24 protein-coding genes and 1 pseudogene are annotated in these 23,500 nt (G+C 32.0%); 4 read left to right on the top strand and 21 right to left on the bottom strand.

Annotated features, from left to right (window positions below; all coding sequences use genetic code 11):
• Positions 1-139: 139 nt before the first annotated feature.
• The 8 genes from QNK89_RS04990 to QNK89_RS04955 form a co-directional block, all read right to left on the bottom strand.
• Complete coding sequence (locus QNK89_RS04990) at positions 140-1,045, bottom strand: DUF3078 domain-containing protein (protein ID WP_340169872.1); 906 nt, start codon at positions 1,043-1,045, stop codon at positions 140-142.
• A gap of 126 nt (positions 1,046-1,171) precedes the next feature.
• The gene (locus QNK89_RS04985) at positions 1,172-1,675 is read right to left on the bottom strand and encodes a DUF2480 family protein (RefSeq protein ID WP_340169871.1); all 504 of its coding nucleotides are present in this window, start codon (positions 1,673-1,675) and stop codon (positions 1,172-1,174) included.
• Positions 1,676-1,695: 20 nt separating this feature from the next.
• Positions 1,696-2,019, bottom strand: a complete 324-nt coding sequence (locus QNK89_RS04980; RefSeq protein WP_340169901.1) for a DUF59 domain-containing protein — start codon at positions 2,017-2,019, stop codon at positions 1,696-1,698.
• Between the two features lie 75 nt (positions 2,020-2,094).
• Complete coding sequence (locus QNK89_RS04975) at positions 2,095-2,520, bottom strand: SufE family protein (RefSeq protein ID WP_340169869.1); 426 nt, start codon at positions 2,518-2,520, stop codon at positions 2,095-2,097.
• A 40-nt stretch (positions 2,521-2,560) separates the two neighbouring features.
• Positions 2,561-3,370, bottom strand: a complete 810-nt coding sequence (locus QNK89_RS04970) for an META domain-containing protein (protein WP_340169867.1) — start codon at positions 3,368-3,370, stop codon at positions 2,561-2,563.
• Positions 3,371-3,511: 141 nt separating this feature from the next.
• Positions 3,512-3,694, bottom strand: coding sequence for a hypothetical protein (locus QNK89_RS04965; protein WP_340169899.1), 183 nt, complete (start codon positions 3,692-3,694; stop codon positions 3,512-3,514).
• Between the two features lie 54 nt (positions 3,695-3,748).
• On the bottom strand, positions 3,749-4,507 hold the full coding sequence (locus QNK89_RS04960) for a hypothetical protein (protein ID WP_340169865.1): 759 nt from the start codon (positions 4,505-4,507) through the stop codon (positions 3,749-3,751).
• Positions 4,508-4,692: 185 nt separating this feature from the next.
• The gene (locus QNK89_RS04955; protein WP_340169864.1) at positions 4,693-5,907 is read right to left on the bottom strand and encodes a cysteine desulfurase; all 1,215 of its coding nucleotides are present in this window, start codon (positions 5,905-5,907) and stop codon (positions 4,693-4,695) included.
• Between the two features lie 100 nt (positions 5,908-6,007).
• Here QNK89_RS04955 and QNK89_RS04950 point away from each other — a divergent pair, with 100 nt between their 5' ends.
• The gene (locus tag QNK89_RS04950; RefSeq protein WP_340169862.1) at positions 6,008-6,343 is read left to right on the top strand and encodes a PadR family transcriptional regulator; all 336 of its coding nucleotides are present in this window, start codon (positions 6,008-6,010) and stop codon (positions 6,341-6,343) included.
• Positions 6,344-7,029: 686 nt separating this feature from the next.
• Here the strand turns inward: QNK89_RS04950 and sufD are convergent.
• From sufD to QNK89_RS04900, 10 genes are all read right to left on the bottom strand, one after another.
• Complete coding sequence (sufD, locus tag QNK89_RS04945) at positions 7,030-8,343, bottom strand: Fe-S cluster assembly protein SufD (RefSeq protein WP_340169860.1); 1,314 nt, start codon at positions 8,341-8,343, stop codon at positions 7,030-7,032.
• Between the two features lie 42 nt (positions 8,344-8,385).
• Positions 8,386-9,138: a Fe-S cluster assembly ATPase SufC gene (gene sufC, locus QNK89_RS04940; RefSeq protein WP_340169858.1), complete on the bottom strand. Its 753-nt coding sequence runs from the start codon at positions 9,136-9,138 to the stop codon at positions 8,386-8,388.
• 4 nt (positions 9,139-9,142) lie between these two features.
• Positions 9,143-9,556: a hypothetical protein gene (locus QNK89_RS04935; protein ID WP_340169857.1), complete on the bottom strand. Its 414-nt coding sequence runs from the start codon at positions 9,554-9,556 to the stop codon at positions 9,143-9,145.
• A 16-nt stretch (positions 9,557-9,572) separates the two neighbouring features.
• Positions 9,573-11,021 carry a Fe-S cluster assembly protein SufB gene (sufB, locus tag QNK89_RS04930; RefSeq protein ID WP_340169897.1) on the bottom strand — a complete coding sequence of 483 codons (1,449 nt, stop codon included), beginning with the start codon at positions 11,019-11,021 and terminating at the stop codon, positions 9,573-9,575.
• Between the two features lie 18 nt (positions 11,022-11,039).
• Positions 11,040-11,369 (bottom strand): iron-sulfur cluster assembly accessory protein, encoded by a 330-nt coding sequence (locus QNK89_RS04925; RefSeq protein ID WP_340169855.1) that lies wholly within the window; start codon positions 11,367-11,369, stop codon positions 11,040-11,042.
• Positions 11,370-11,498: 129 nt separating this feature from the next.
• The gene (locus QNK89_RS04920) at positions 11,499-12,566 is read right to left on the bottom strand and encodes a cytochrome c peroxidase (protein WP_340169854.1); all 1,068 of its coding nucleotides are present in this window, start codon (positions 12,564-12,566) and stop codon (positions 11,499-11,501) included.
• A gap of 6 nt (positions 12,567-12,572) precedes the next feature.
• A complete protein-coding gene (locus QNK89_RS04915) occupies positions 12,573-13,337 on the bottom strand; it encodes an MbnP family protein (RefSeq protein ID WP_340169852.1) in 765 nt (254 codons plus the stop codon).
• 15 nt (positions 13,338-13,352) lie between these two features.
• Positions 13,353-14,708: a hypothetical protein gene (locus QNK89_RS04910; protein ID WP_340169851.1), complete on the bottom strand. Its 1,356-nt coding sequence runs from the start codon at positions 14,706-14,708 to the stop codon at positions 13,353-13,355.
• A gap of 10 nt (positions 14,709-14,718) precedes the next feature.
• A complete protein-coding gene (locus tag QNK89_RS04905; protein WP_340169850.1) occupies positions 14,719-16,182 on the bottom strand; it encodes a choice-of-anchor B family protein in 1,464 nt (487 codons plus the stop codon).
• Between the two features lie 10 nt (positions 16,183-16,192).
• Positions 16,193-17,716 (bottom strand): choice-of-anchor B family protein, encoded by a 1,524-nt coding sequence (locus tag QNK89_RS04900; RefSeq protein WP_340169849.1) that lies wholly within the window; start codon positions 17,714-17,716, stop codon positions 16,193-16,195.
• A gap of 169 nt (positions 17,717-17,885) precedes the next feature.
• On the opposite strand from QNK89_RS04900, the gene thiL reads away from it, so the two are divergent.
• Positions 17,886-18,932, top strand: a complete 1,047-nt coding sequence (gene thiL / locus QNK89_RS04895; RefSeq protein WP_340169847.1) for a thiamine-phosphate kinase — start codon at positions 17,886-17,888, stop codon at positions 18,930-18,932.
• Here thiL and QNK89_RS04890 read toward each other — a convergent pair.
• Together QNK89_RS04890 and QNK89_RS04885 are read right to left on the bottom strand one after the other, a co-directional pair.
• The gene (locus QNK89_RS04890) at positions 18,929-19,171 is read right to left on the bottom strand and encodes a DUF1660 family phage protein (RefSeq protein ID WP_340169846.1); all 243 of its coding nucleotides are present in this window, start codon (positions 19,169-19,171) and stop codon (positions 18,929-18,931) included. The two genes, thiL and QNK89_RS04890, sit on opposite strands and share 4 nt — an antisense overlap.
• A gap of 74 nt (positions 19,172-19,245) precedes the next feature.
• Positions 19,246-20,031 carry an alpha/beta hydrolase gene (locus tag QNK89_RS04885; protein ID WP_340169844.1) on the bottom strand — a complete coding sequence of 262 codons (786 nt, stop codon included), beginning with the start codon at positions 20,029-20,031 and terminating at the stop codon, positions 19,246-19,248.
• A gap of 40 nt (positions 20,032-20,071) precedes the next feature.
• Between QNK89_RS04885 and QNK89_RS04880 the strand changes: the two genes are divergently transcribed.
• On the top strand, positions 20,072-20,332 hold the full coding sequence (locus tag QNK89_RS04880) for a hypothetical protein (protein ID WP_340169843.1): 261 nt from the start codon (positions 20,072-20,074) through the stop codon (positions 20,330-20,332).
• Between the two features lie 257 nt (positions 20,333-20,589).
• Here QNK89_RS04880 and QNK89_RS04875 read toward each other — a convergent pair whose 3' ends face one another.
• A complete protein-coding gene (locus QNK89_RS04875; protein ID WP_340169842.1) occupies positions 20,590-21,885 on the bottom strand; it encodes an aminopeptidase P family protein in 1,296 nt (431 codons plus the stop codon).
• Positions 21,886-22,085: 200 nt separating this feature from the next.
• On the opposite strand from QNK89_RS04875, the pseudogene QNK89_RS04870 reads away from it, so the two are divergent.
• Positions 22,086-23,500 (top strand): annotated as a pseudogene (locus tag QNK89_RS04870) (glycosyl hydrolase); the annotation flags it as partial.

The following is a 23,500-nucleotide window of genomic DNA, read 5'->3' as shown; positions in this document are numbered from 1 at the left end:
AGCAACCAGGCTGTTCTCTGTATCTTTTATTTGCCATATACGGCAGCAAATAAAAGGATGCCGTTTCCATCCTTAATGCAAATAAAAAAGGTGAAACATTTTATGTTTCACCTTTTTTATTAATGTATAATAGTTACCACTATAAGTTATAGCTTAAACCTAGTAACCAGTAAGCTTGTAATTTATTATCTGCAGCAGGTAACATTACGTTTTGAAAATTAGCAGCTTCTTGTTTATTGCTTCTTAATCCAAAATCGAAACCTACACCAATCATTTTCCATAAAGTATAGCTAAAAGAGTTCGTCCAAGTTACGTTAGATAAATCTCCATCCTTATAACTTTGAAATGTAGATAAGTTAGACTTAAAGCTAATAGCACCAATTTGTCTTGTATAATCTGCAACAATTTTAGCACCTAAAGACGATTGAAAAACCGCATCGTTTTTTGCAAAAACAAAATTGTAGTTTAATGGTTGTACTACAACAACTAGATTCTCCATAGGAGTCCAAGTTCCACCAACACCAAGATCTAAATATCCAGGATCGTTAAAATTGTCTAATAAAGTAGTTCTATATTCACCTAATCCAGAAACAGCAAATTTCTCGCTTAATTTTCTACCATATAAAGAAGAAATGTTAAACACATCTGTAGTAGGATTAAAATCTTCACTATCAAGGTTAGTATCTTTATTATCTAATTTTACCCAGTTTAAATTTGATGTTAAAGCATTTCTCCAAAAAAACTTTTCTTGTTGTAAGTTTGCAAATGCATTAATAGAAACACCAATATTACCAGAAGTATTATTTGGTGCACCTTGAGAATACCAGTTGTTAAAGTTAGAAAGTGAACCACCTATAGTTCCAAACATTCCTTTTTTCCAACCTGGAAGTGCATCAATTTGTGCTTGTAAAGCATCTGCTTCTCCTTGAGCAGCATCTGCAGCAGCTTGTTTTTCAGCTTTTTGAGAGACTAATTCTTCTTTTGTTTGTGCGTTCATCGAAACCATTCCGATAAAAAACACAGATAATAATAATAATTTTTTCATGATTATTAATTTTATATTTAATGTTGTAGCGTTTTTAAAACGAGTGTAAATATATCCTTTGTTGGGATTTAACCAAAAACAGCACAAAAAGTTAATGTTTTGATAATAAGGGTTTTGTAAAATATATTAACGCTTAAAAAGAGGCACAGAGGAGCATGCTTCTCCATACATTAAAGATTTGGCTACAGGCTTTAGTTTTTTTATTAGCATCGTGTAAGCGTTTACTGGTACAGGTTTGTTGGCACAACCTTTAATAATTACTGGCATGTTTTTAAAAGAATCGACATCTATTTTGTTAATAATGTCTTGATAAATGGAAGTCTCTAAATTCTCTAAATCTCCAATAATAGCCTTTTCGACAAATGGTTCAAGATTAACTACTAAAAGCATATATGCCCAAACTGGAACTATAGCATCTGTAGAACATGTTAATGCTATGTATTGGTTTTGGTGTTGAGACCAATTATAATTTTTTACAGATTCTCTAAACTCTTTTTCACGTAAAACGAGACCTTCTAGAAGCCAATCTTTAATATCAAACAAAACACGTTCTCCTGTTGGATATAAATCTTCAAGATCAAAAGTAACTAGCTTACTATTGGCAACGCGATTGATTATTTCGTCTTTCAAGTGGTTTTAATTTTAAAATATTAAAGCATTCCAAGTTCAAGCTTGGCTTCTTCACTCATAAGTTCTTGACTCCATGGTGGATCAAAAGTAATTTCTACTTTTGCGTCATTAACATCTTTAAGAGATTTTACTTTTTCTTCAACCTCTAAAGGAAGCGTTTCTGCTACTGGACAATTAGGTGTTGTTAAGGTCATTAATATTTTAACAACGTAATCTTCGTTTACAAATACATCGTAAATTAAACCTAACTCGTATATGTCTACAGGTATTTCTGGATCGTAAATAGTTTTAATTACTGCTACTATTTTTTCTCCTAATTCTGTTGTGTCTATTGTTTCACTCATAATAATTTTTTCTTTTTCATCTCCTGTAAACATAGAAATGTTTTAATTAGAGTCTTTATATATGTAAAAAACTTACTAATTTATTTGTGTTTGGTATGCGATAGCATACATTTTTAATTGCTTTATCATACTTACCAACCCATTAGCACGTGTTGGTGATAAATGTTCTTTTAACCCAATTTTATCAATAAAATCAGTATTTGCTTCTAAAATATCTTTTGGGTATTGGTTAGAGAAGGATCTTATTAAAATTGCTATAATACCTTTTGTTATAATGGCATCGCTATCTGCAGTAAATTCTATTATATTATTATTTAATTCTGCATGAACCCAAACTTTACTTTGGCAACCTTTAATAATGTTTTCGTCTGTTTTAAATTGGTCATTTATTAATGGTAAATCCTTACCTAAATCTATCATATATTGATAGCGTTCTTCCCAATCCTCGAACATTGCGAATTCTTCTATAATTTCTTCTTGTATCTCTTTAATACTTTGCATTTTTATATTTTTTTTTGCTTCTGTAAAATTACAAAATTCTTTACTTCTTTTCTTTACTAGAGTTTGCAATCTTTAAAACCATTTCAACAATTGTTTCAATCTCTTTATTTGGTTTTCCAGAATCAAAAGGAGGTGTTTCGTAGGTGTTACTATCTTTATATACGGTAAGGTTTGTAATAGCTGCTCCATCATATTGAAATGCTTTTGAAGGTGCTTCTAGTGTATTTAAGCCTTTTAAATCTATAGCAGAAACTAACTGCATTAAAGCGTCCCAATCTTCTTCGCTACATGGTTTTGCAACTGGCTCAACACTATGACTTTCTTGAACACTAACTGTCTTGTTTTCTAAAACTATTTTATTTAAATATCCTCTTGTATGTGCTCTGTATTCAATTTTAATATTTTCTTGAGCTCTTTTAGCGTTTGTAGTTTTGTTGGCGCTTAGTAATTCTGTTTTATTATTAAGCAATGTTATATTATTGCCGCTAATTTTAAAGCCATTAGTTTCGTTTAAAGCTTTCATGATAGCTCTTTCAGCTTTATTTTCGTCTTCCATACAGTACTTCTTTGTTGAAGCCATACTTTTAAAGGTAATTGTACTACCTTCTAAAGTATAGTTTCCAAAAAAGGTATTACAACCAGAAAAACCAGAAACTCTTTTTGTTTTATTATCAAAATTAAGTGTCAAGTTTTCAATATTAGTTTTGTTGGAGTATAACGTGCTAATTGTGTATTCACCATTAGGATTTGTTTGTTGTGTCATACTATTATTTTTTATATCTGTTGAAGCTTTCGAACTACCACAAGCATTAAGTATTATGGTAAATAGGAGTAATGTTGTTGTTTTCATTTTATATGATTAGATTTATAAATATAATAATACAAAAAAGACGCCAATGTTGGCGTCTTTAATTATTTTATGTATGAGAGTTGCTCTAGTTACCTGCTAAAGAAGCTCTAGAACCTCCAGCTTGTAATATAGATCTCATTCTTACTTTTGACCTTCAGAGAACATGTACATAAATGCATCATATACATAATCCATATAGTTCATTGTCATATCATTAGAACGACAATTTACAGTTGGATAAGATGAGCAACCGTAGTTTGGTCCATCTGAAGAAGGTGTATCTGCTACCAAATCATCCTGTTTGCATCTTCCATCTCCCCAAATATGGCGTAAGTTTAAATAGTGACCTACTTCATGAGTTAAAGTTCTTCCTTGATTTTAAGGAGCTGCAGAACCTCCAGGTAAACTAGAATATAGTACAATAACACCATCAGTTGCTGATGGACCACCAGGGAATTGTGCATAACCTAAAATAGCACCACTAATGTTACATACCCAAATATTTAAGTGTTTAGAAGGTGTTACTGGTGGATAAGCAGATTTAACTGCATCATTTGTACTCCAAGAAGAAGCAGAGTTTGAATGTCTGTAAGTATTAGCTAGAGTAAAATTAACTTCTGTATCTGCTATTAAGCCAGCAAATTCAGAAGGCACTTGATTAGTGTCATTATTAGTTGCTCTAAAATCGTTATTTAAAACTGAAATTTGAGAATTTATTTGTTGGTCACTTACATTTTGTGTAGAGTTAGCATAAACTACATGAACATAAACCGGAATATTTACAACACCAATGTTGTCTATTGGGTCTCCGCCACCAGAGCCAACACCACCTGGTCCTCCACCGTTTCCTCCACCGTTTCCATTTCCATTTCCTGGTTTCATATTAGATGCAAAAACACGTGTATTGTATTTAATATCATAAATTTTTTTATCTAAACCTGGATTTTCATTTAGTAATCTGTTTAAATTTACCATTGAATAGCACGACGTTTTACCTTCCGCTGCTCCAATTGGTTCTTCTATATCTGCATCTGTATAGACATAAAAATCACTCATGTCTATTTTAGATTGTTCATCATTTAATTCTTGAGTTTTGTCTTCGTTACAAGTAGTGAATACTAAGGCTAAAACAGCCATACTGAGCACTAGTTTTTTTCATTATATCTTAATTTTTGTTGGTTATTTTAGAAACTTAACAAACAATTTGTTAAAATATTAACATATTGCTATTTTTTAGATTAAGTGCATTGAATAGAAAAACGTTCAACCGAATAGATATTCGGTTGAGCGTTTTTTAACTTGTTGGGAGTAAGACTATTATATTAACTTAACATCATTTTTGCCTTTTTAACACTTTGTACCAAAGCATCAATTTCTTCTTTAGTATTGTAAAATGCAAAAGAAGCACGAACTGTACCTGGTATATTATAAAAAGCCATTATTGGCTGTGCGCAGTGGTGACCTGTTCTTACAGCAATTCCCATTTTATCTAATAAGGTGCCAACATCGTAAGGGTGTATACCTTCTAGGTTGAAGCTAATAACAGATGTTTTGTTTTTTGAAGTTCCATAAATTTTTAAACCTTCAATTTCAAGTAGTTTTTTGGTTCCGTAGTCTAAAAGTTCATTTTCATATGTTGCAATATTATTAAAACCAATAGCATTCATGTAATCTAAAGCTGCACCAAAAGCAATACCTCCGCAAATATTTGGAGTTCCAGCTTCAAATTTATGTGGTAAACCTGCATATGTTGTTTTCTCGAAACTTACTTGATCTATCATTTCGCCACCACCTTGATAAGGAGGTAGTTTAGTAAGCCATTCTTCTTTACCATATAACATACCTACTCCTGTTGGTCCACATATTTTATGTGCAGAAGTAACATAAAAATCTACATTTAAAGCTTGAAGGTCTGGCTTTAAATGTGGGCAAGCTTGTGCTCCATCTATTAATACAGCAGCTCCTAGGTTATGGGCTTGTTCTATAATTGTTTCTATAGGGTTTATTGTTCCTAATGCGTTAGAGATATGGTTTACAAATACTAATTTTGTTTTGTTAGAAAGCAGTTTTGTGTAACTTTTCATTTCCAACTCTCCATTTTGGTTCATTGGTATTACTTTTAAAATAGCTCCTGTTTTCTCACATAACATTTGCCAAGGTACAATATTACTATGGTGCTCTAAAGCCGAAACTATAATTTCGTCTCCTTTTTGTAAAATAGAAGCAAAACCATGAGCCACCAAATTAATACTTTCTGTTGTTCCTGCAGTTAGAATAATTTCGTAGGCATGTTTGGCATTAAAATGAGTTTGAATAGTGTTTCTAGCAGCTTCGTATTTATCTGTAGCCTCTTGACTTAATGCGTGTACACCTCTGTGAATATTAGCATTATAATGACTATAATAATCTACAATAACATCTATAACTTGTTGAGGTGTTTGTGAGGTTGCTGCATTGTCTAAATACACTAAATTTTTACCGTTTACTTTACGTTTAAGTATCGGGAAATCTGCTCTTATTTTAATCAAATCTAACATAGCACAAATTTACGTTTTGTTTGATAAAAGAAGTATAAATAAAATATAATATTTTTAAGATTTTATTAAAATGCATTTAAATAAAATGTATATTTGTAATATGTATAGTAAAGAATTAACAAAAGGAACCTTACAGCCAATTATTTTAAAGCTTATTAGCGAGCGCAATCAAATGTATGGTTATGAGATAACACAAGAAGTAAAGAAGTTAACACTAAATAAGATTGATATTTCGGAAGGTGCTTTATATCCTATTCTACATAAGTTAGAGGCTAAAGGCACATTAGAAACTGAAAAATTTTTTATTGGGAAACGTGTGAGAAAATATTACAAAGTGACTTCTGAAGGCAAAAAAGCAGTGAAAGAAGTTACAGAAGAAATTAATAATTTTATAGACACATTAAACTTAATTTTTAATCCTAAACCAATTATATAATGCAAATAGAAGAAAAACATGTTGAGTTTATTGATAACAGTTTAAAGCTTTATGGTGTTAAATCTCAATTTTTAAAAAGAAGATTTAATCGACCATATATGTACTTATATTGAGAGCCAAGATTCTAACGATTTTAATACACTTTATCAAGAAGCGTTACAAAAATTTGGTGGCTACTCAAGTTTTCAAAATTTACAATTGGAAACTAATTTTCAAAAATTTAATAAGCAAGCAAGAGTTATAAATAATTTAATGTTTGGAGCTGGTATAACTATGGTTGTACTTTTGGTAATTGGTTCTTTATTTAAAATTATGCATTGGCCTTTTGCAAGCTCAATGTTAATTGCTGCAATATTACTATTTGCATTTGGTGTAGTGCCTCTTATTTTTTACTCTAAACATAAACAATCCACTCACAAATTTTCTTAAAAAACAAACTATTAATAAATCATTTTATGTCGTTGGTTTTTAACCTTTTTTATTTTAGGAATAGGAGCTATGTTCGAGTTTTTAACATAGCCTTATAGAGGAATAATAGTTTTTATAGGTTTCATGTTTTTAAATTTTGCTTTAATTCCAATGTATTTTTATCAGAAGTATAAATTAGCTGGGAATTAGAACTAAAAAAGCCTCAAAATTTTTAATTTTGAGGCTTTTTAATTTTATTTATATGGGGAATTTTATTCTTATAAATCGAAACCAATATCGACACCTAATTTTGTAGCAATTAATTTAGTAATACGTTGTTTTAATTCTGGAATTTTTACAGAGTTTAATATATTATTACTAAAAGCAAACATTAATAATGCTTTGGCTTCTTTTTCTGGAATACCACGTTGTTTCATATAAAACAGTGCGCTTTCGTCTAATTGCCCAATAGTACAACCATGAGAACATTTTACATCATCTGCAAAAATTTCTAGTTGTGGTTTTGTGTTTATTGATGCTTTATCACTTAATAAAATATTATTATTAGATTGAAAAGCATTTGTTTTTTGAGCTAGTTTTTCTACTACTACCTTGCCATTAAATACTCCTGTAGCACTATCTCCATAAATACCTTTGTAATCCTGGTGGCTTTCGCAATTTGGTTCTATATGGTGAACTAATGTGTTATGGTCTATATGTTGTTTTTCTCCAATAATAGTAATTCCTTTCATTGTAGAGTCTAAACGTTCACCATTTTGGTAAAAGTTAAGGTTGTTACGCGTTAACTTTCCTCCAAAAGTAAAAGTGTGAACTAGACAATGACTTTGGTCTTTTTGATTTACAAAAGTACTATCTATTATAGAGGCATTTTTGTTATCGTTTTGAACTTTATAATAATCTATTATTGCACGTTTGTTTGCAAATATTTCTGTAACACTATTTGTTAATACAGGATTATCTGTTAAACTTTGATGGCGTTCTATAATTTGTACATGAGAGTTTTCGTCTACAACTATTAAATTTCTTGGCTGAAGCATTAATGCCGATTCGTTTTCTGTAGAAAAATGTATAATTTGAATTGGTTTATCTACCAATTTGTTTTTTGGAATGTGGACATATGCTCCTTCACTTGAAAATGCAGTATTTAAAGATGCTAAGCTGTCTTTAGTTGCTACTTTATTGAAATAATTTTCAATAATTAATCTGTATTTTGGTTTATTTAAAGCAGAAGACATTAAACAAACATCTATACCATCATGTGTGGTTTGAGATAAATGAGATGAGTATTTTCCATCTATAAACACAATTTTATAGGTGTCTATATCATGAATAAAATACTTTTTTATGTCTCTATATTCTAATGCATTTTCTTGATTAGGAAACACACTATAATCATGCTTTAAAACACTATTTAATGAGGTATACTTCCAAGCTTCTTCTTTTTTTGAAGGAAAGCCAGTTGTTTCGAAAGTTTTCATTGCTTCGCTACGAATATCGTGAACAGGCGAATCTATATCTACATTATTTTCGAATGCTATAAAGGATGATACTAATTTTTCTTTTAAATCCATTTTGTTGAGTTACAATGTTAAAACTTCTAATTTTAACTTAATCTATGCGTTCACTTCTTCCTTAATCCAGTCGTAACCTTTTTCTTCTAATTGGTGAGCTAGTTCTTTTCCTCCAGATTTAACAATACGACCATTGTATAATACGTGTACAAAATCTGGAACAATATAATCTAACAAGCGTTGGTAATGTGTAATTACAACAACTGCATTGTCTTTAGATTTTAATTTATTCACACCGTTTGCAACTATACGTAAGGCATCGATATCTAAACCAGAATCTGTTTCGTCTAAGATTGCTAGTTTTGGTTCTAGCATTGCCATTTGAAAAATCTCATTACGTTTCTTTTCTCCTCCAGAAAAACCTTCGTTTAAAGAACGAGATAAGAATTTGCGATCTATTTCTAACATTTCAGACTTTTCACGAATCATTTTCAGCATGTCTTTTGCTGGCATATCACCAAGATCTTTTGCTTTACGAGTTTCGTTTATAGCTGTTTTTATGAAGTTTGTTACCGATACTCCAGGAATTTCTACAGGATATTGAAATGATAAAAATATACCTTTATGAGCACGTTCTTCGGCTGCTAAATCTTCTAAATCTTCTCCATTTAAAAGGATATTACCTTTTTCTACTTCATATTCCTCTTTACCAGCAATAACTGATGCTAAAGTACTTTTTCCAGAACCATTTGGTCCCATAATAGCATGTACTTCTCCAGCTTTTACTTCAAGATTAATTCCTTTTAAAATCGATTTATTTTCAACACTTGCGTGTAAATTTTTTATTTGTAACATAGTTTTATTTTCCAATTTTAATAACCTCATTTTTATTAACTAATTCTTTAATGCTAATAATTTCTTTAATTTCTATATTATTTGGCCAGCCTTCTTTGCCTTCTTCCTTAGGTGTAATTTTTCCACGAACTTGTACTTGTATTCCGTCTGTTGGTTCTGTTCTGTAGTCTTTTCCCATAGTGTAAAGTTCTTTCATTTTATCGTTTAATATAACGCCATAAATAGAACTACTTCCTACCTGTAGTACTGCAGCATCTGCATAATATGAAAACTCACCACTAACAAGTGTTAAGCCATCACTTTGTTTTTCAGTTTTCCCAAAAGGATCTTGAGTAACCTCTGGTGTTTCTTGTTCTACGTCTTCTTTACAGTTTGTAAAAACAGAAAAGCACAAAAGGAGCATGAAAATTTTCTTCATTTTATTAATGTTTAGTTTATCCTACTGAGCCTTCAAGGCTTATTTCTAATAGTTTTTGTGCTTCTACAGCAAATTCCATAGGTAGTTTATTTAATACTTCTTTACTAAATCCATTTACTATTAAAGCAATTGCTTTTTCGGTATCTATACCACGTTGATTACAGTAAAAAATTTGATCTTCACCAATTTTACTTGTAGTTGCTTCGTGCTCTATCATAGCACTTTTGTTTTTTGCTTCTATGTAAGGGAATGTATGTGCACCACACTTATTACCCATTAACAAACTATCGCACTGACTAAAGTTACGAGCATTCTCTGCACGCGCACTAACTTGTACCAAACCTCTATATGAGTTTTGAGATTTTCCTGCTGAAATACCTTTAGAAATAATTGTTGATTTGGTATTTTTACCTAAATGAATCATTTTAGTTCCAGTATCTGCCTGTTGAAAATTATTAGTAACTGCAATAGAATAAAACTCCCCTACAGAGTTGTCTCCTTTTAAAATGCAACTTGGATATTTCCATGTTACAGCACTTCCTGTTTCTACTTGTGTCCAAGAGATTTTAGCATTCTTTTCGCATAAACCTCTTTTAGTTACAAAGTTGTAAACACCACCAACACCTTTATCGTTTCCAGGATACCAGTTTTGTACAGTTGAGTATTTTATTTCTGCATCGTCTAGTGCTATAAGCTCTACAACTGCTGCATGTAGTTGATTTTCGTCACGACTTGGTGCTGTACAACCTTCAAGGTATGATACATAACTTCCTTCGTCTGCAATTACTAATGTACGTTCAAATTGTCCTGTTCCACCTTCATTAATTCTAAAATAGGTAGACAATTCCATTGGGCATTTTACACCTTTTGGGATGTAACAAAAAGAACCATCACTAAATACAGCACTGTTTAAGGCTGCATAGAAGTTGTCTTTAGTTGGTACAATTGTGCCAATATATTTTTTAACAAGTTCTGGGTGTTCTTGTATAGCTTCAGAAATTGGCATAAAAATAATACCCTTCTCCCCTAATGTCTTTTTAAAAGTCGTTGCTACAGAAACTGAATCGACAACAATATCCATTGCTACGTTATTCATTTTCTTTTGCTCATCTACAGAGATTCCTAACTTTTTGTACATAGCTAATAAATCTGGATCGACATCGTCTAATGTTTTATTTGGGTCTATAGCTTTTGGTGCAGAATAATAAGCAATAGCTTGAAAATCTGGTTTTTTATAATTTACATTAGCCCAATCTGGCTCTTCCATAGATTGCCATACCTTAAAAGCCTCAAGCCTCCATTGCGTCATCCATTCTGGCTCTTCTTTTTTCTTAGAAATAGCACGAACAATATCTTCGTTTAAACCAATGGGAAACGTTTCAGACTCTATATCTGTGTAGAATCCATATTCGTATTCTTTAGTTTTAAGCTCTTCTCTTAAATCGTCTTCAGTATATTTCGACATAATGCGTTCTTTCAATTTTTATAATGAGAAACTTTCTCCACAACCGCAAGTTCGGTTTGCATTAGGATTATTAAAAACGAAACCAGTTCCGTTTAAACCTCCAGAGTATTCTAGTGTTGTACCAATTAGATATAAAAAACTTTTTTTATCAATGATAATTTTCACTCCATTGTCTTCAAAAATTTTATCGTCTTCTTCTTGACTTTTGTCAAATTTTAAATCGTAAGATAAACCAGAGCATCCACCACTTTTAACTCCAACACGAACATAATCTTCGATAGGATTAAAACCGTCGTCTGTCATTAACTCCACGACTTTCTTTTTAGCTGTTTCAGAAACTTTTATCATAATCTTATATAGATTTACTCTAAATAGAGTGCAAATATACAAAATCAGTCGCTTTTAACCATATCAACTAACATTATATTAGCATATGGTTTGATAGGTATTACCTATATAAAATATGTTTTTAAAAATTTATTCTTGAAAGTCAGGATTGGCAAGAAAAGTTGGGTCAGATAATGCTAGAAGAAATGCTTTTAAGTCTGCTTTATCTTGCATAGATAGATTAACACCACCTTCGTCTACTTTTTTCATTAAAGGATCTATTGTTGAAGATTGTTGTAATCCTGAACTATAAAACTCTATTACTTCTTCTAAAGTTTCAAATCTACCATCATGCATATATGGTGCTGTATAAGCTAGATTTCTTAAAGAAGGGCTTTTAAATTTCCCATTATCGTTAGAATCTCCAGTTACACCTCCCAAGCCAAGATCTGCAAATGTTGTATCTAATCCATTATTATGAAAAATATTATCTGTCCACAATGGATTATTTGTGTTACCATGACAATGAAAACAATCGCCTCTTTCCTCGTCCATAAAGACATTAAAACCATTTTGCTCTTGAGGAGTTACCGTTGCTTGTCCTAAAGAGTAGTTGTCGAATTTAGAGTTTGCAGATATTAGAGTGCGTTCAAACTGAGCAATTGCTTTTGCTGTTAATTCTTTTGTAATCGTATTTGTTTTAAAAGCCAGACGAAATAATTCTGGATATTCAGCGTCACTTTGTAACCTATCTATTACATCGTCCCAATCACTATGCATTTCTACTGGGTTTTCTACTGGTTCTAAAGCTTGACGTTCTAGGCTTAACTCTTTACCATCCCAAGTAAACCGTTCTCCATAGTTCCATGCTAAATTATATATAGGCATAGAGTTTCTATTTCCAAAATCACCATCTATACCAATACTTGTTGGTATATTGTCTGTAAATGCATTTTGTGGTGCATGGCAACTAGCGCAAGCCATTGTTTGGTCTCCAGAAAGTTTAGTATCGAAAAATAGTTTTTTTCCTAAAGCGACACCTTCAACTGTTTGAGGATTGTTGTTTGGTATTACAGGAGGTATTATATTTTCTAAAAAAATTTGAGGAATACTGAGTGGTAATGGTGTAGGTTCATAAGTTTCTGTATCTGAAGCATTTTCTTTGGAACATGACCAAACAAAAATGATTAATAGTAGATATATGATCCTGTTTTTCATATTTTATTATTGTGTAACTCCATCTATACTAAATACACTTAATACGTTTTCTTGCATCATTTTTTGTGCATCATAATTTGGCATTAGAGGCGTGTTTAAAACGTTTAAATCCCAAGTATTAGGGGTTTTAAAAAATTCTGCAATGTTCATATTAATATTAATTATTGCATTACTAGTTATGTTTATTGGTGTCTCTGGTTCTATACTTGCATAGTTTTGTTCAAAAACACCCATACTTACACGAGCTGTTCCGTTATGATAATTAAATGGGCTAGGTATTGTGTCAACATTGTACATGCCATCGAACTGAAGAAAGTGGTATCCTCCTCCTAGCATTGTTGGCCAATTCCAAGAAGCGCTATTTAAATCTAGGTATTCTCCATCTATATTATCTTCTTCACTAAATCCCCAAATAAATTTTAAAGTATAAATTCCAGTAGGAATATTGTTGATTTCTGGAGTAAAATTGTAAGTGGTTTCGTCTTCCAAATCTGTAAACTTGTAGCCGTCAAAACTATAAGTTGTACCATCGCTATTTACTAACTGTAATCCTGAAATAAGATATCTAATTCTTGTCATGCTTATAACTTCTCCATTAGCATTTGTTACAGTTTCGGTTGTAAGGTTTGAACTGTTTATAGTTGTATTATCCCATTTATGTGAGAACTTAAAAGAAACGTTTGCACTTGCAACCAAGTTGTCATCGTTATCTTCTCCGCAAGATGTAAACACTAGAGGAATACAAACTAATAAGGCTAAAAATATTTTCATTTTAACAGTTGTGTTTTATTTAATATTAATTATTAATAAATCTGTAAATCCTTTATTTTCAATAATGTCTTCATCATTACTTGTTGTGTCTCCAACAACAATAACTTTTTTATTATTCAATTCTACAATTCCATAAGCAAAATCTATGTTTGTTCCTCCAACGGCTTTTTCCCATTCTATAGTTCCATTACTATCTATTTTAACAGCCCAAGCATCATTTTGCCCTTTGTTTTCAGAGACATCTATATCATTACTTCTAGAACTTCCAGCAACTAAAAAGCCACCATCTTGCGTAGGTGAAATATCTCTAGCAACATCAAAACTGGTTCCTCCAATAGATTTTTCCCAAAGTAATTCTCCATTGGTTGAGATTTTAATTAACCACAAATCTGCTGCGCCTAAATTATTAGAAACGTCTACATCATTACTTCTTGTGTCTCCAGCGATAATAAAATTACCATCTCCAGATTTTGTTATAGACCAAGCTTCGTCGATCTCATCACCACCAAAAGATTTTTCCCAAACTATTGCGCCAGTTGCCGAAATTTTAATAACCCAAAAATCGTAAGAGCCAATATTGCTTGAAATATCAGTATCCATACTATCAGATCCACCTACAATAATAAATTCGTTGTCTTCTGTTTCTACAATACTTTCTGGTGTATCTGTAAATAAACCTCCATAGTATTTACTCCATTCTATAGTGCCTGAGGCGTCTAGTTTTACTGCCCAATAATCTCCACCAGCATGTTTATTACTGTTTTTAGATGTGTTACCTTCTCCATTAGAGGCTGTTACGTCAAGCACTCCAGTTATTAAGTAACCAGAATTGCTGGTTTGAATTACAGAAATTCCATAATCTGCTCCCTGATAACCAAAAGATTTTTGCCATGAAATATTTCCTGAAGCATCTAATTTTGCTAACCAATAATCATTTTGACCATGATTTCCAGAAACATCCTCATCGTTACTAAAGCTTGAACCTAAAATAGCATAACCACCATCTGTAGTTTGTATTATGTCGCTTCCTTTATCGTCTGCGCTTCCACCAAAGGTTTTACTCCACTCTACCTCATTTTCTTCATTAAATTTAAGTATCCAGAAATCGAAACTTTCATTTTGTTTATCTGTAATATCGCCATTCATGCTTTGTGTAAAGCCAAGTACTGCATAGCCACCATCACTTGTACTAACAACTTCTTGGGCACTATCGTTTTTTGTACCACCAAAAGTTTTAATAGAATTAATTATTCCAGAAGCAGATGGGTTGTTTGAACCATCATTTCCTTTACTATTATCATAATCATTTTTACAACTTAAAACAGTAATTAAAACGAATAGATATAGGAATAAATGTCTTTTTTGATTCATTTTATTGTTATTAATTGCTTTTTCTAACGATAAAAAGACCTCCCTCAATATCACTTAGAATTAGATTACCACTAGCAAAATAAGGATAAACACTCCAAAGTCCATTAAAACTTGCACTGTTACTTGTTGGAAAAGTATCGAAAAAAGCAGTTTCTGTCATTGCATTAGATGAAGCAGAAATATTTGTAATATCTAATATTCTTAAACCTGCTCTGTAGTTAGCAAGGTAATATTCGTTTCCTTTAACATAACCGTTGTGATCTATTGCTGCTGTTGGCCCTGTATATGTTGAAGATAATGTAGGATTATCTAAATCTGTGAAATCAAATATTAATGTTTTGGTATTAAAGCCAAAGCTTTGTTCGTCTACTTCGTCTCCTAGTATAAAGTAAGCTTGATCCTCTGTAAACCAACCTTGATGTGCGTATGCAGTTTGAGGGTAAGTAAAGTCACTAATTGGGATAACATTAGATTTATCTGTTACATCTAAAATAACGACTTTATCTGTGTTACCATTACTTCCAACATATATCTGCTTTCCTGTGTAATCTGAATCTGGTCCATTGTAAGTTACCACTTGAGCGTCATGAGAATAGCCTCCTGTAGTATAATCGTCTATAAAAGTTGGATTTAAAGGGCTTGATATGTCTACAAAAATTGGACCTCCACCATTTGTTGAAGAGCAGCCTACTAAATAAGCAACACCTTCGCTTTCGTTTATTACAATATTATGGCAGCTTCCTACTCCTGTGTAAATTGCATCTGCATTAAAGCTTTCTGGTGGGTTTGATACATTTCTTAATCTTGTTAAATCAAAAACTTGCATACCATGAGCTCCTGCATTATCTGCGACAATAAATGCGTGGTTATTATAAACTTTCACATCTCGCCAAAAACTTGTTCCTGCATTTGTATCTAATCTTCCTAAAAAAGTAGGGTTTATGGGATCTGTAACATCTACAAATGCAGTACTATTGGTTAAGGCTATTAATGCATATTCTTTACCATCTGTTGGATCTGTCCATCCCCAAATATCACTACCTTCTACATTTGCATTTCCACCTAATGTTAGTGCATCTATAACTGCTAATAAATCTATTCCGTTACAAGGGTAAATTCCTGCCATTCCATTTTCGCATGGAGAAAGCGGTTCATTGTCACAGACATCTCCAATACCATTGTTGTTAGCATCTGCTTGGTCTGCATTTGCTGTTAGCAGACAGTTGTCTATGTCATCATTTACACCATCGTTATCATCGTCATCATCACATACGTTACCCATTCCGTCTCCATCTGTGTCTAATTGGTCTGTATTTGCTATACTTACACAATTATCAATAGCATCAGGAATTCCGTCGTTATCAGTATCTACACCAGTTGCTATGCTAACAGGTTCGTCTTGACAACTTTGAATTACAACACTAAGTGTGAAACAGATTACAATAAGTGAAGCAAGATTTTTTATTTTTTTCATTTTAAAATTTTTATTTTATTACCAGTTTCTTGGTTATAGAATTATTAATTTTCACCAAGTAAACTCCAGCCGAATAACCTTTTGTAGGTAAAACGAATTCTGTATGGTTTATATTGTCTTTTTTAAATACTATCTGACCTAGAATACTATATATTTCTATATTCTCAATAGGATTAGCATTATCGCTTTTTAAAACTGAAACAGATGTTGTAGGGTTTGGTGATAATGAAAAACTAGGAGATAGAGTAAAATCTTCGGTTATTAGAGTGCCACTTTTTCTTACTACAAACAGACCTCTTTCTATATCACTAATTATAATATTACCACTTGAGAAATAAGGGTAAATACTCCAGGCTCCATTAAAACTGGCTCCATTACTACTAGGATAGGTATCAAAAAAGCCAATTTCAGAAGATGTATTATTAGAGGATATAAGTGAAGGTACACTTAAAACTCTCATTCCTGCTCTATAGTTTGCTAAATAAAATTCATTTCCTTTAACATAACCATTATGATCTATTGCTGCTGTAGTTCCTGAATAAATAGTTATTAAATCTGGAATTTGATCTGAGTTTAAATCAAGATCAAAGTCTGCATCAAGATCTTGGAAATCAAATACAAGTGTTCTAGAATTATTACCAAAGCTTTGTTCATCAACTTCGTCTCCTAATATAAAATAACGCTGGTCTTCTGTAAACCAGCCTTGATGAGCATATGCAATTTGTGGGTAATCGAAAGAATTAATGCCAACAACATTAGACTTGTCTGTAACGTCTAGAATAACAACTTGATCTGAGTCTCCATTACTTCCAATATAAATTTGTCGTCCTGTGTAGTCTGTATCTGGTCCATTATAGGTAACTACTTGTGCATCGTGAGAATAGCCACCAGCAGTATAATCGCCAAGAACTGTTGGGTTTGCAGGATTTGTAATATCTACAAAAATTGGACCTCCTCCATTTGCAGAGCCACAACCTACTAAATAGGCAATACCTTCAGACTCGTTAATAACAATATTATGACAACTTCCTATTACCAAATCACCAGCTCCATCATCTCCTTGGTATCTTAACACTTGATTACCATCGAAAGTTAAATCTGGATCTACACCGTTTCTTAGTATTGTTAAATCGAAAACTTGCATACCATGATTTCCTATAATATCTGCAACAATAAATGCATGATTGTTGTATACTTTTACATCTCTCCAAAATGAAGTGTTTCCATTTGCAGTTTCAATTCGTCCTAAAAAGACTGGATTAACAGGGTCTGTTACATCTACAAATGCGGTACTATTAGTTGTTGCAATAATTGCATACTCTTTGCCATCTTGTGGGTCTGTCCATCCCCAAACATCACTACCTTCAGGATTTCCTAAAGTTGTTGCTAAAGTTGATATTGGTGTTCTAGACATTAAATCATAATCATTACATGGATAAATGCCTGCTATCCCAGATTCGCAAGGCGTTTGTGTATTTGTAACGTTAAGAAATGAAAAAGAAATAAGTAGGGTTAGAATGTAATTTTTAAACATTAGGTTGTTAATAATTAGTTTATTTACAAAAATACTTTAAAATGTAACGTTTTGCTTTTTATTTACAACTTTTTTTACGAAATTAAGAACTAGGGTTATTATTTTTTAAATTCATGTAATTAAAAATTAATTTTGCTTGATTTATATTTCAACTTCTTATTTTTGCACAATGATAGAAGATAAAAATCAAGCACGTACGCCTTTAAGTGAACTTGGAGAGTTCGGTTTAATAGAACATTTAACAAAACAATTTGAAATAAAACAGAAGTCGACCATTAAAAGTATTGGTGATGATGCAGCTGTTTTAGATTTTAAAAAGAAGCAAATTGTTGTGACTACAGATATGTTGGTAGAAGGTGTGCATTTCGATTTAAGCTATGTGCCTTTAAAACATTTGGGTTATAAATCTGTTGTGGTTAATCTATCAGATGTTTATGCAATGAATGCAGAGGCAACTCAAGTTACAGTTTCTATAGCAGTTTCAAATCGATTTCCTTTAGAGGCTTTAGAGGCATTATATGAAGGTATTGCATTAGCTTCAAAAATATATAATGTAGATGTTGTAGGAGGTGACACTACATCTTCTACTTCTGGCTTATTAATTTCTGTTACAGCAATTGGAGAAGTTAATGCTGAAGATGTTGTGTATAGAAAAGGGGCAAAACCAAACGATTTACTAGTAGTAACTGGTGATTTAGGTGGTGCATATATGGGACTTCAAATTTTAGAACGCGAAAAAGAAGTGTTTAAAGTTAACCCAAACAATCAACCAGATTTAGATGCATATACATACATAATGGAGCGTCAATTAAAACCAGAAGCGAGAAAAGATATTATAAAACTCTTAAAAGATTTAAATGTAAAACCAACTGCTATGATAGATGTTAGCGATGGCTTGTCTTCTGAAATCTTACATGTTTGTAAAGCTAGCGAAGTCGGTTGCGATTTATATGAAGACAAACTACCTCTAGATCCACAGGTTATTTCAACTTGCGAAGAATTTAATATAGATAGTACAACTGTTGTTTTAAATGGTGGAGAGGATTACGAGTTGTTAATGACTGTTTCTCAGGAGGATTTTCCAAAAATAAAAGCAAACCCTAATTTTACAATTATTGGGTATATTACAGATGAAAACTCTGGACTAAACTTAGTAACTAGAGCAGAAACTAAAATACCATTACAAGCTCAAGGTTGGAAAAACTTTGAGAGTTAAGAAGATATTTTATAGGCTGTATGCAGTTCTTCTCTACTAAGCCTTGCTTGTCTTTTAATATAAATTCTATATAAAATAGAGTTTATTTCTTTGTGTTTTGGTGTAAGCTCTACAAGTCCACCGTTGCTATTTGTAGTTAGCTGTTTGCTACAATGATCACATTTGTATTCCTTAACATGGTAGGTTACTTTTTTAGAAACTTCAAATTGATGACCGAAAATTTTACAGTATAAAGACATAGGTTTAAGATTAGATAGTTTGGGACTATTAATTATTTAAACTTAGATAAAAAAAACAAAAAACCGACAATAAGCTATTTTTTTTCGATGAACTGCACTATTTCTGTAATAAATTTCTTACTATTTTCTATATGGCTCATATGTCCTTCAGAGAAAACATGTGTTTCAATAGTATGCTTTTGTGTAAACTTTAGTATCGCATTTGCATCAAGAATAGTGTCTTTTTTTCCTAGTAAAACAGTTTTTTTAAAAGTAGCATTTGCAAAGAAATCTGAAAGATCTTCTCGAATTCTCATACCTTCATTTGCAGCCATATAACCTTGTACTGGTGTCTTTAAAGCAACCTCTAATGCAGCATTAAAAGCATCTTTATATTTTAATTTACTTTCTGCACTAAAAAGATTTGCAAAACTCATCATTACCATATTTTCATAATTGTTTTGTACCATTTTATTGGCTCTAGCTCTTAGTGCTTTTCTTTCAATATCGTCAGCTTCGTATGTTGAGTTTAATAAGCATAAGCCTTTAATACTTTCAGGATATAATTTTGCAAATGCTAACGCAACATAGCCACCCATGGAATGCCCAATAAAAGTATATTTTCTAAGGCCTAAATGTTTTAAAACTGCTTTTACACTATTTGCCATGTCTTCCATAGTATGAAAATAACCTAAGGAACCCGTTTTTCCATGACCTAACAAATCGATTGTAATAACTCTATTCTTTTTAGTTAATTCTGGAATAAGTGTATTCCACATAGAAGAATCTTCTAAAAAACCATGAAATAAAATAACAGCACTACCAGAGCCTTCATCTGTATAATGAATATTAGTATTTTTAAAATTATGGAATAAAGACATTGTTTGAAATTAGTATCTTGGCAAAGATAATTTTTAAGAAATGAATAACAGAAAAACAATATTAATAATTGGAATATGCATACTCAATCCATTTTGTGCTTTATTTGTAAATGGCGTTATGGTTACAAAAGAACCTATAGAGGCACCTAATCCTGTTTCTAGATATGGTGACACATATGGAATAGGAAAAGTGAGTCTTATTTTTCCACCAAGCATAAAAGCTTTTGCGGTAGATTTAAAACCAAAGAATGCTAATGTTTCATCACTAATATCCGAAGAGGCTAAAATTATTCCAGCATAAGGTCTAAAATCTATCCATTTTGTATAACGTAATTCATATTCTCCTTGAGCATAAAAACCAGAACTACCAATATCTACTTCATCATAAGGGGAACTATATCCAAAACCAATGGATGCATCAATAAATTTTTTAGTATTAGATTGTGCATTTACATTAATAGTTAAAAAAACTAACTACTATAAAATAAATAATATTGCGAAAATTCGACCTCATATTGATACTGTTTAAAACTTAAAATTATAGAAGTTGTATTTGTTTTAAGATTTATTCATCAAATCCTCAATCTCCTCAATTTCAATTGGGATGTCACGCATTAAATTAAAAGGCTCACCGCTTTTTTGGATGACTAAATCATCTTCCAATCGAATGCCAAAACCTTCCTCTGGAATATAAATGCCTGGTTCTACAGTAAAGACATTGTTGGCTTGCATTGGTTCATGCAATAAACCATAATCATGCGTGTCTAAACCAATATGGTGTGATGTACCATGCATAAAATACTTTTTGTAAGCTGGCCAGTCTGGATTTTCGTTTTTTACGTCAGCTTTATCAATTAATCCTAATCCTAAAAGTTCGCTTGTCATTAATTTACCAACTTCTATGTGGTATTCTGCCCAAAGTGTTGCAGGAACCAATAGTTTTGTGGCATCATTTTTCACTCTATTTACAGCATTGTAAACCGCTTTTTGCCTATCGTTAAAACGGCCAGAAACAGGAATGGTACGCGTCATGTCACTTGCGTAATTTGCATATTCTGCACCAGCATCAATTAATATTAAATCGCCAGCTTTACACTGTTGATTGTTTTCTATATAATGTAATACGTTTGCGTTGTTTCCAGAGCCCACAATTGGCGTGTAAGCAAAACCTTTAGAACGGTTGTTTAAAAATTCGTGCATAAATTCGGCTTCAATATTATACTCCCAAATACCTGGTTTTACAAAATCTAAAACACGACGAAAACCTTTGTTTGTAATGTTACAAGCCTGTTGTAATAAGTCTAATTCTATTTGGTCTTTTACAGAACGTAAACGTTGTAAAATTTGGTTGCTTTTAGCTACGCTATGCGCAGGATATTTATTTTTTAACCACTTTGTAAAACGGTCTTCACGAGTTTCGGTCTCTACATTTGCGCGATAGTGCTCGTTAGTGTTTATATAAACCGTATCGCATTGAGACATAATTTCGGCCATTACTTTCTCTAAATCTTGTAACCAGTAAACCGTTTTTATACCACTAGTTGCTAAAGCTGCTTCTTTAGTTAGTTTTTCGCCTTCCCAAACTGCAATATGTGCGTTTGTTTCTTTTAAAAATAAGAGTTCTCTGTTCTTAGGGTTTGGACAATCTGGATATAGTAACAAAATACTTTCTTCTTGATCCACACCACTCAAATAAAAAATATCGCGATGCTGTGCAAAAGGCAGAGTACTATCTGCACTTATAGGATAAATATCGTTAGAGTTAAATACAGCAATGCTATTAGGTTGCATTTTTCCCATAAAATTTTTACGGTTTTTTATAAAAAGAGCAGAATCTATCTTGTGGTATTTCATAGAGAATTGGTTTTTTATTTCCGCATAGGCGAAAATCTCATTAATATATTTTTAGTTGAATTTCTCCGTCAAGCGGAAAGGCTAAGAAGCATACATCGCGCTTGTCGAATTGTAAAAGTAACATTTTATTGCTAAAAAGCATTTCAGTTTTGCTCATATTTGTTAGAATTCTTACCTTCAAGTTCTCAAACTTCCTAAATATGAAATTTAAAATTTTCCTTACTTTTGCTTTATTAGTTATTATTAAAATGGAAGCGCAACAAACGCCTTTAAATAATAATAAAACACAAGAAGCACTTCAGCAAAAAACAAAACTTCAAGAAGCGTCTTTAGTTAAAAATGTACCGTTTCAAAACATAGGACCAACAGTTATGAGTGGTCGTGTTGTAGATTTAGCTGTAAATCCAGAAATGCCTAGTGAGTTTTATGCTGCTTATGCATCTGGTGGTCTTTGGCACACTACAAATAACGCAACCACTTTTACACCTATTCTTGATAGCTCTCAAACACAAAACGTTGGAGATATTGCTGTAGACTGGAAAACAAGAACAATTTGGGTGGGTACAGGCGAAAATAATGCATCGCGATCGTCTTATTCTGGAATTGGAATATTAAAATCTACTAATAATGGTGAAACTTGGGAGAATGTAGGATTGCCAAATTCGCAACATGTTGGTCGCATATTAATTAATCCAAACAATGGAGACGAAGTTGTTATTGGTATAACAGGAGCTTTATATTCTAAAAGCGACGATAGAGGTATTTATAAAACAAAAGATGGTGGTAAAACCTGGAATAAAACACTTTTTGTAGATAATGTAAGTGGTATTATAGATGTGCAATATGCGCCAAATAATTACAATATAATGTTTGCATCGTCTTGGATAAAAGACAGAAAAGCTTGGAATTTTGATGGAAGTGGAAATAACTCTTCAATATATAAAAGTATCGATGCTGGAGAAACTTGGACTAAGGTGTCTACGGAAACAAGCGGTTTCCCAGTAGGAAATGGTGTTGGTAGAATAGGATTGGCAATCTACAATGATAATATTGTTTATGCCATTCATGATAGTCAATTTAGAAGACCTTCCGAAGGAAAAAAAGAAGAAACACGTGGTCTCAAGAAAGAAGATTTTAAAACCATGAGTACTACAAATTTTCTAGATCTTGAAGATAAAAAGCTTAACGCATTTTTAAAAACGAATGGTTTTCAAGAAAAATATAGAGCAGAAAATGTAAAGCAAATGGTGCGCAGCGGAAACGTGAAGCCCATTGATTTAGCACATTATCTTGAAGATGCAAATTCTATGCTGTTTGATACTCCAGTAATAGGTGCTGAGGTCTATAAAAGTCTAGATGGTGGTAAAACCTGGGAAAAAACACATGAAGATTATTTAGACGATTTATATTATAGTTATGGCTATTATTTTGGACATATTCATGTTGCTCCAGATAATCAAGACAATATTTATGTGTATGGTGTGCCCATTATAAAATCTAAAGATGGAGGAAAAACGTTTACTTCTATTAGCGCAGAGAATGTTCATGCAGATCATCATGCTTTGTGGATAAATCCAAAAAACCCAAACCATTTAATTAATGGAAACGATGGTGG

This window comes from Lacinutrix sp. (genome assembly GCF_037625555.1).
In the GTDB taxonomy this organism is placed as follows: domain Bacteria; phylum Bacteroidota; class Bacteroidia; order Flavobacteriales; family Flavobacteriaceae; genus Lacinutrix.
This window is presented reverse-complemented; position numbering and strand designations above follow the sequence as displayed.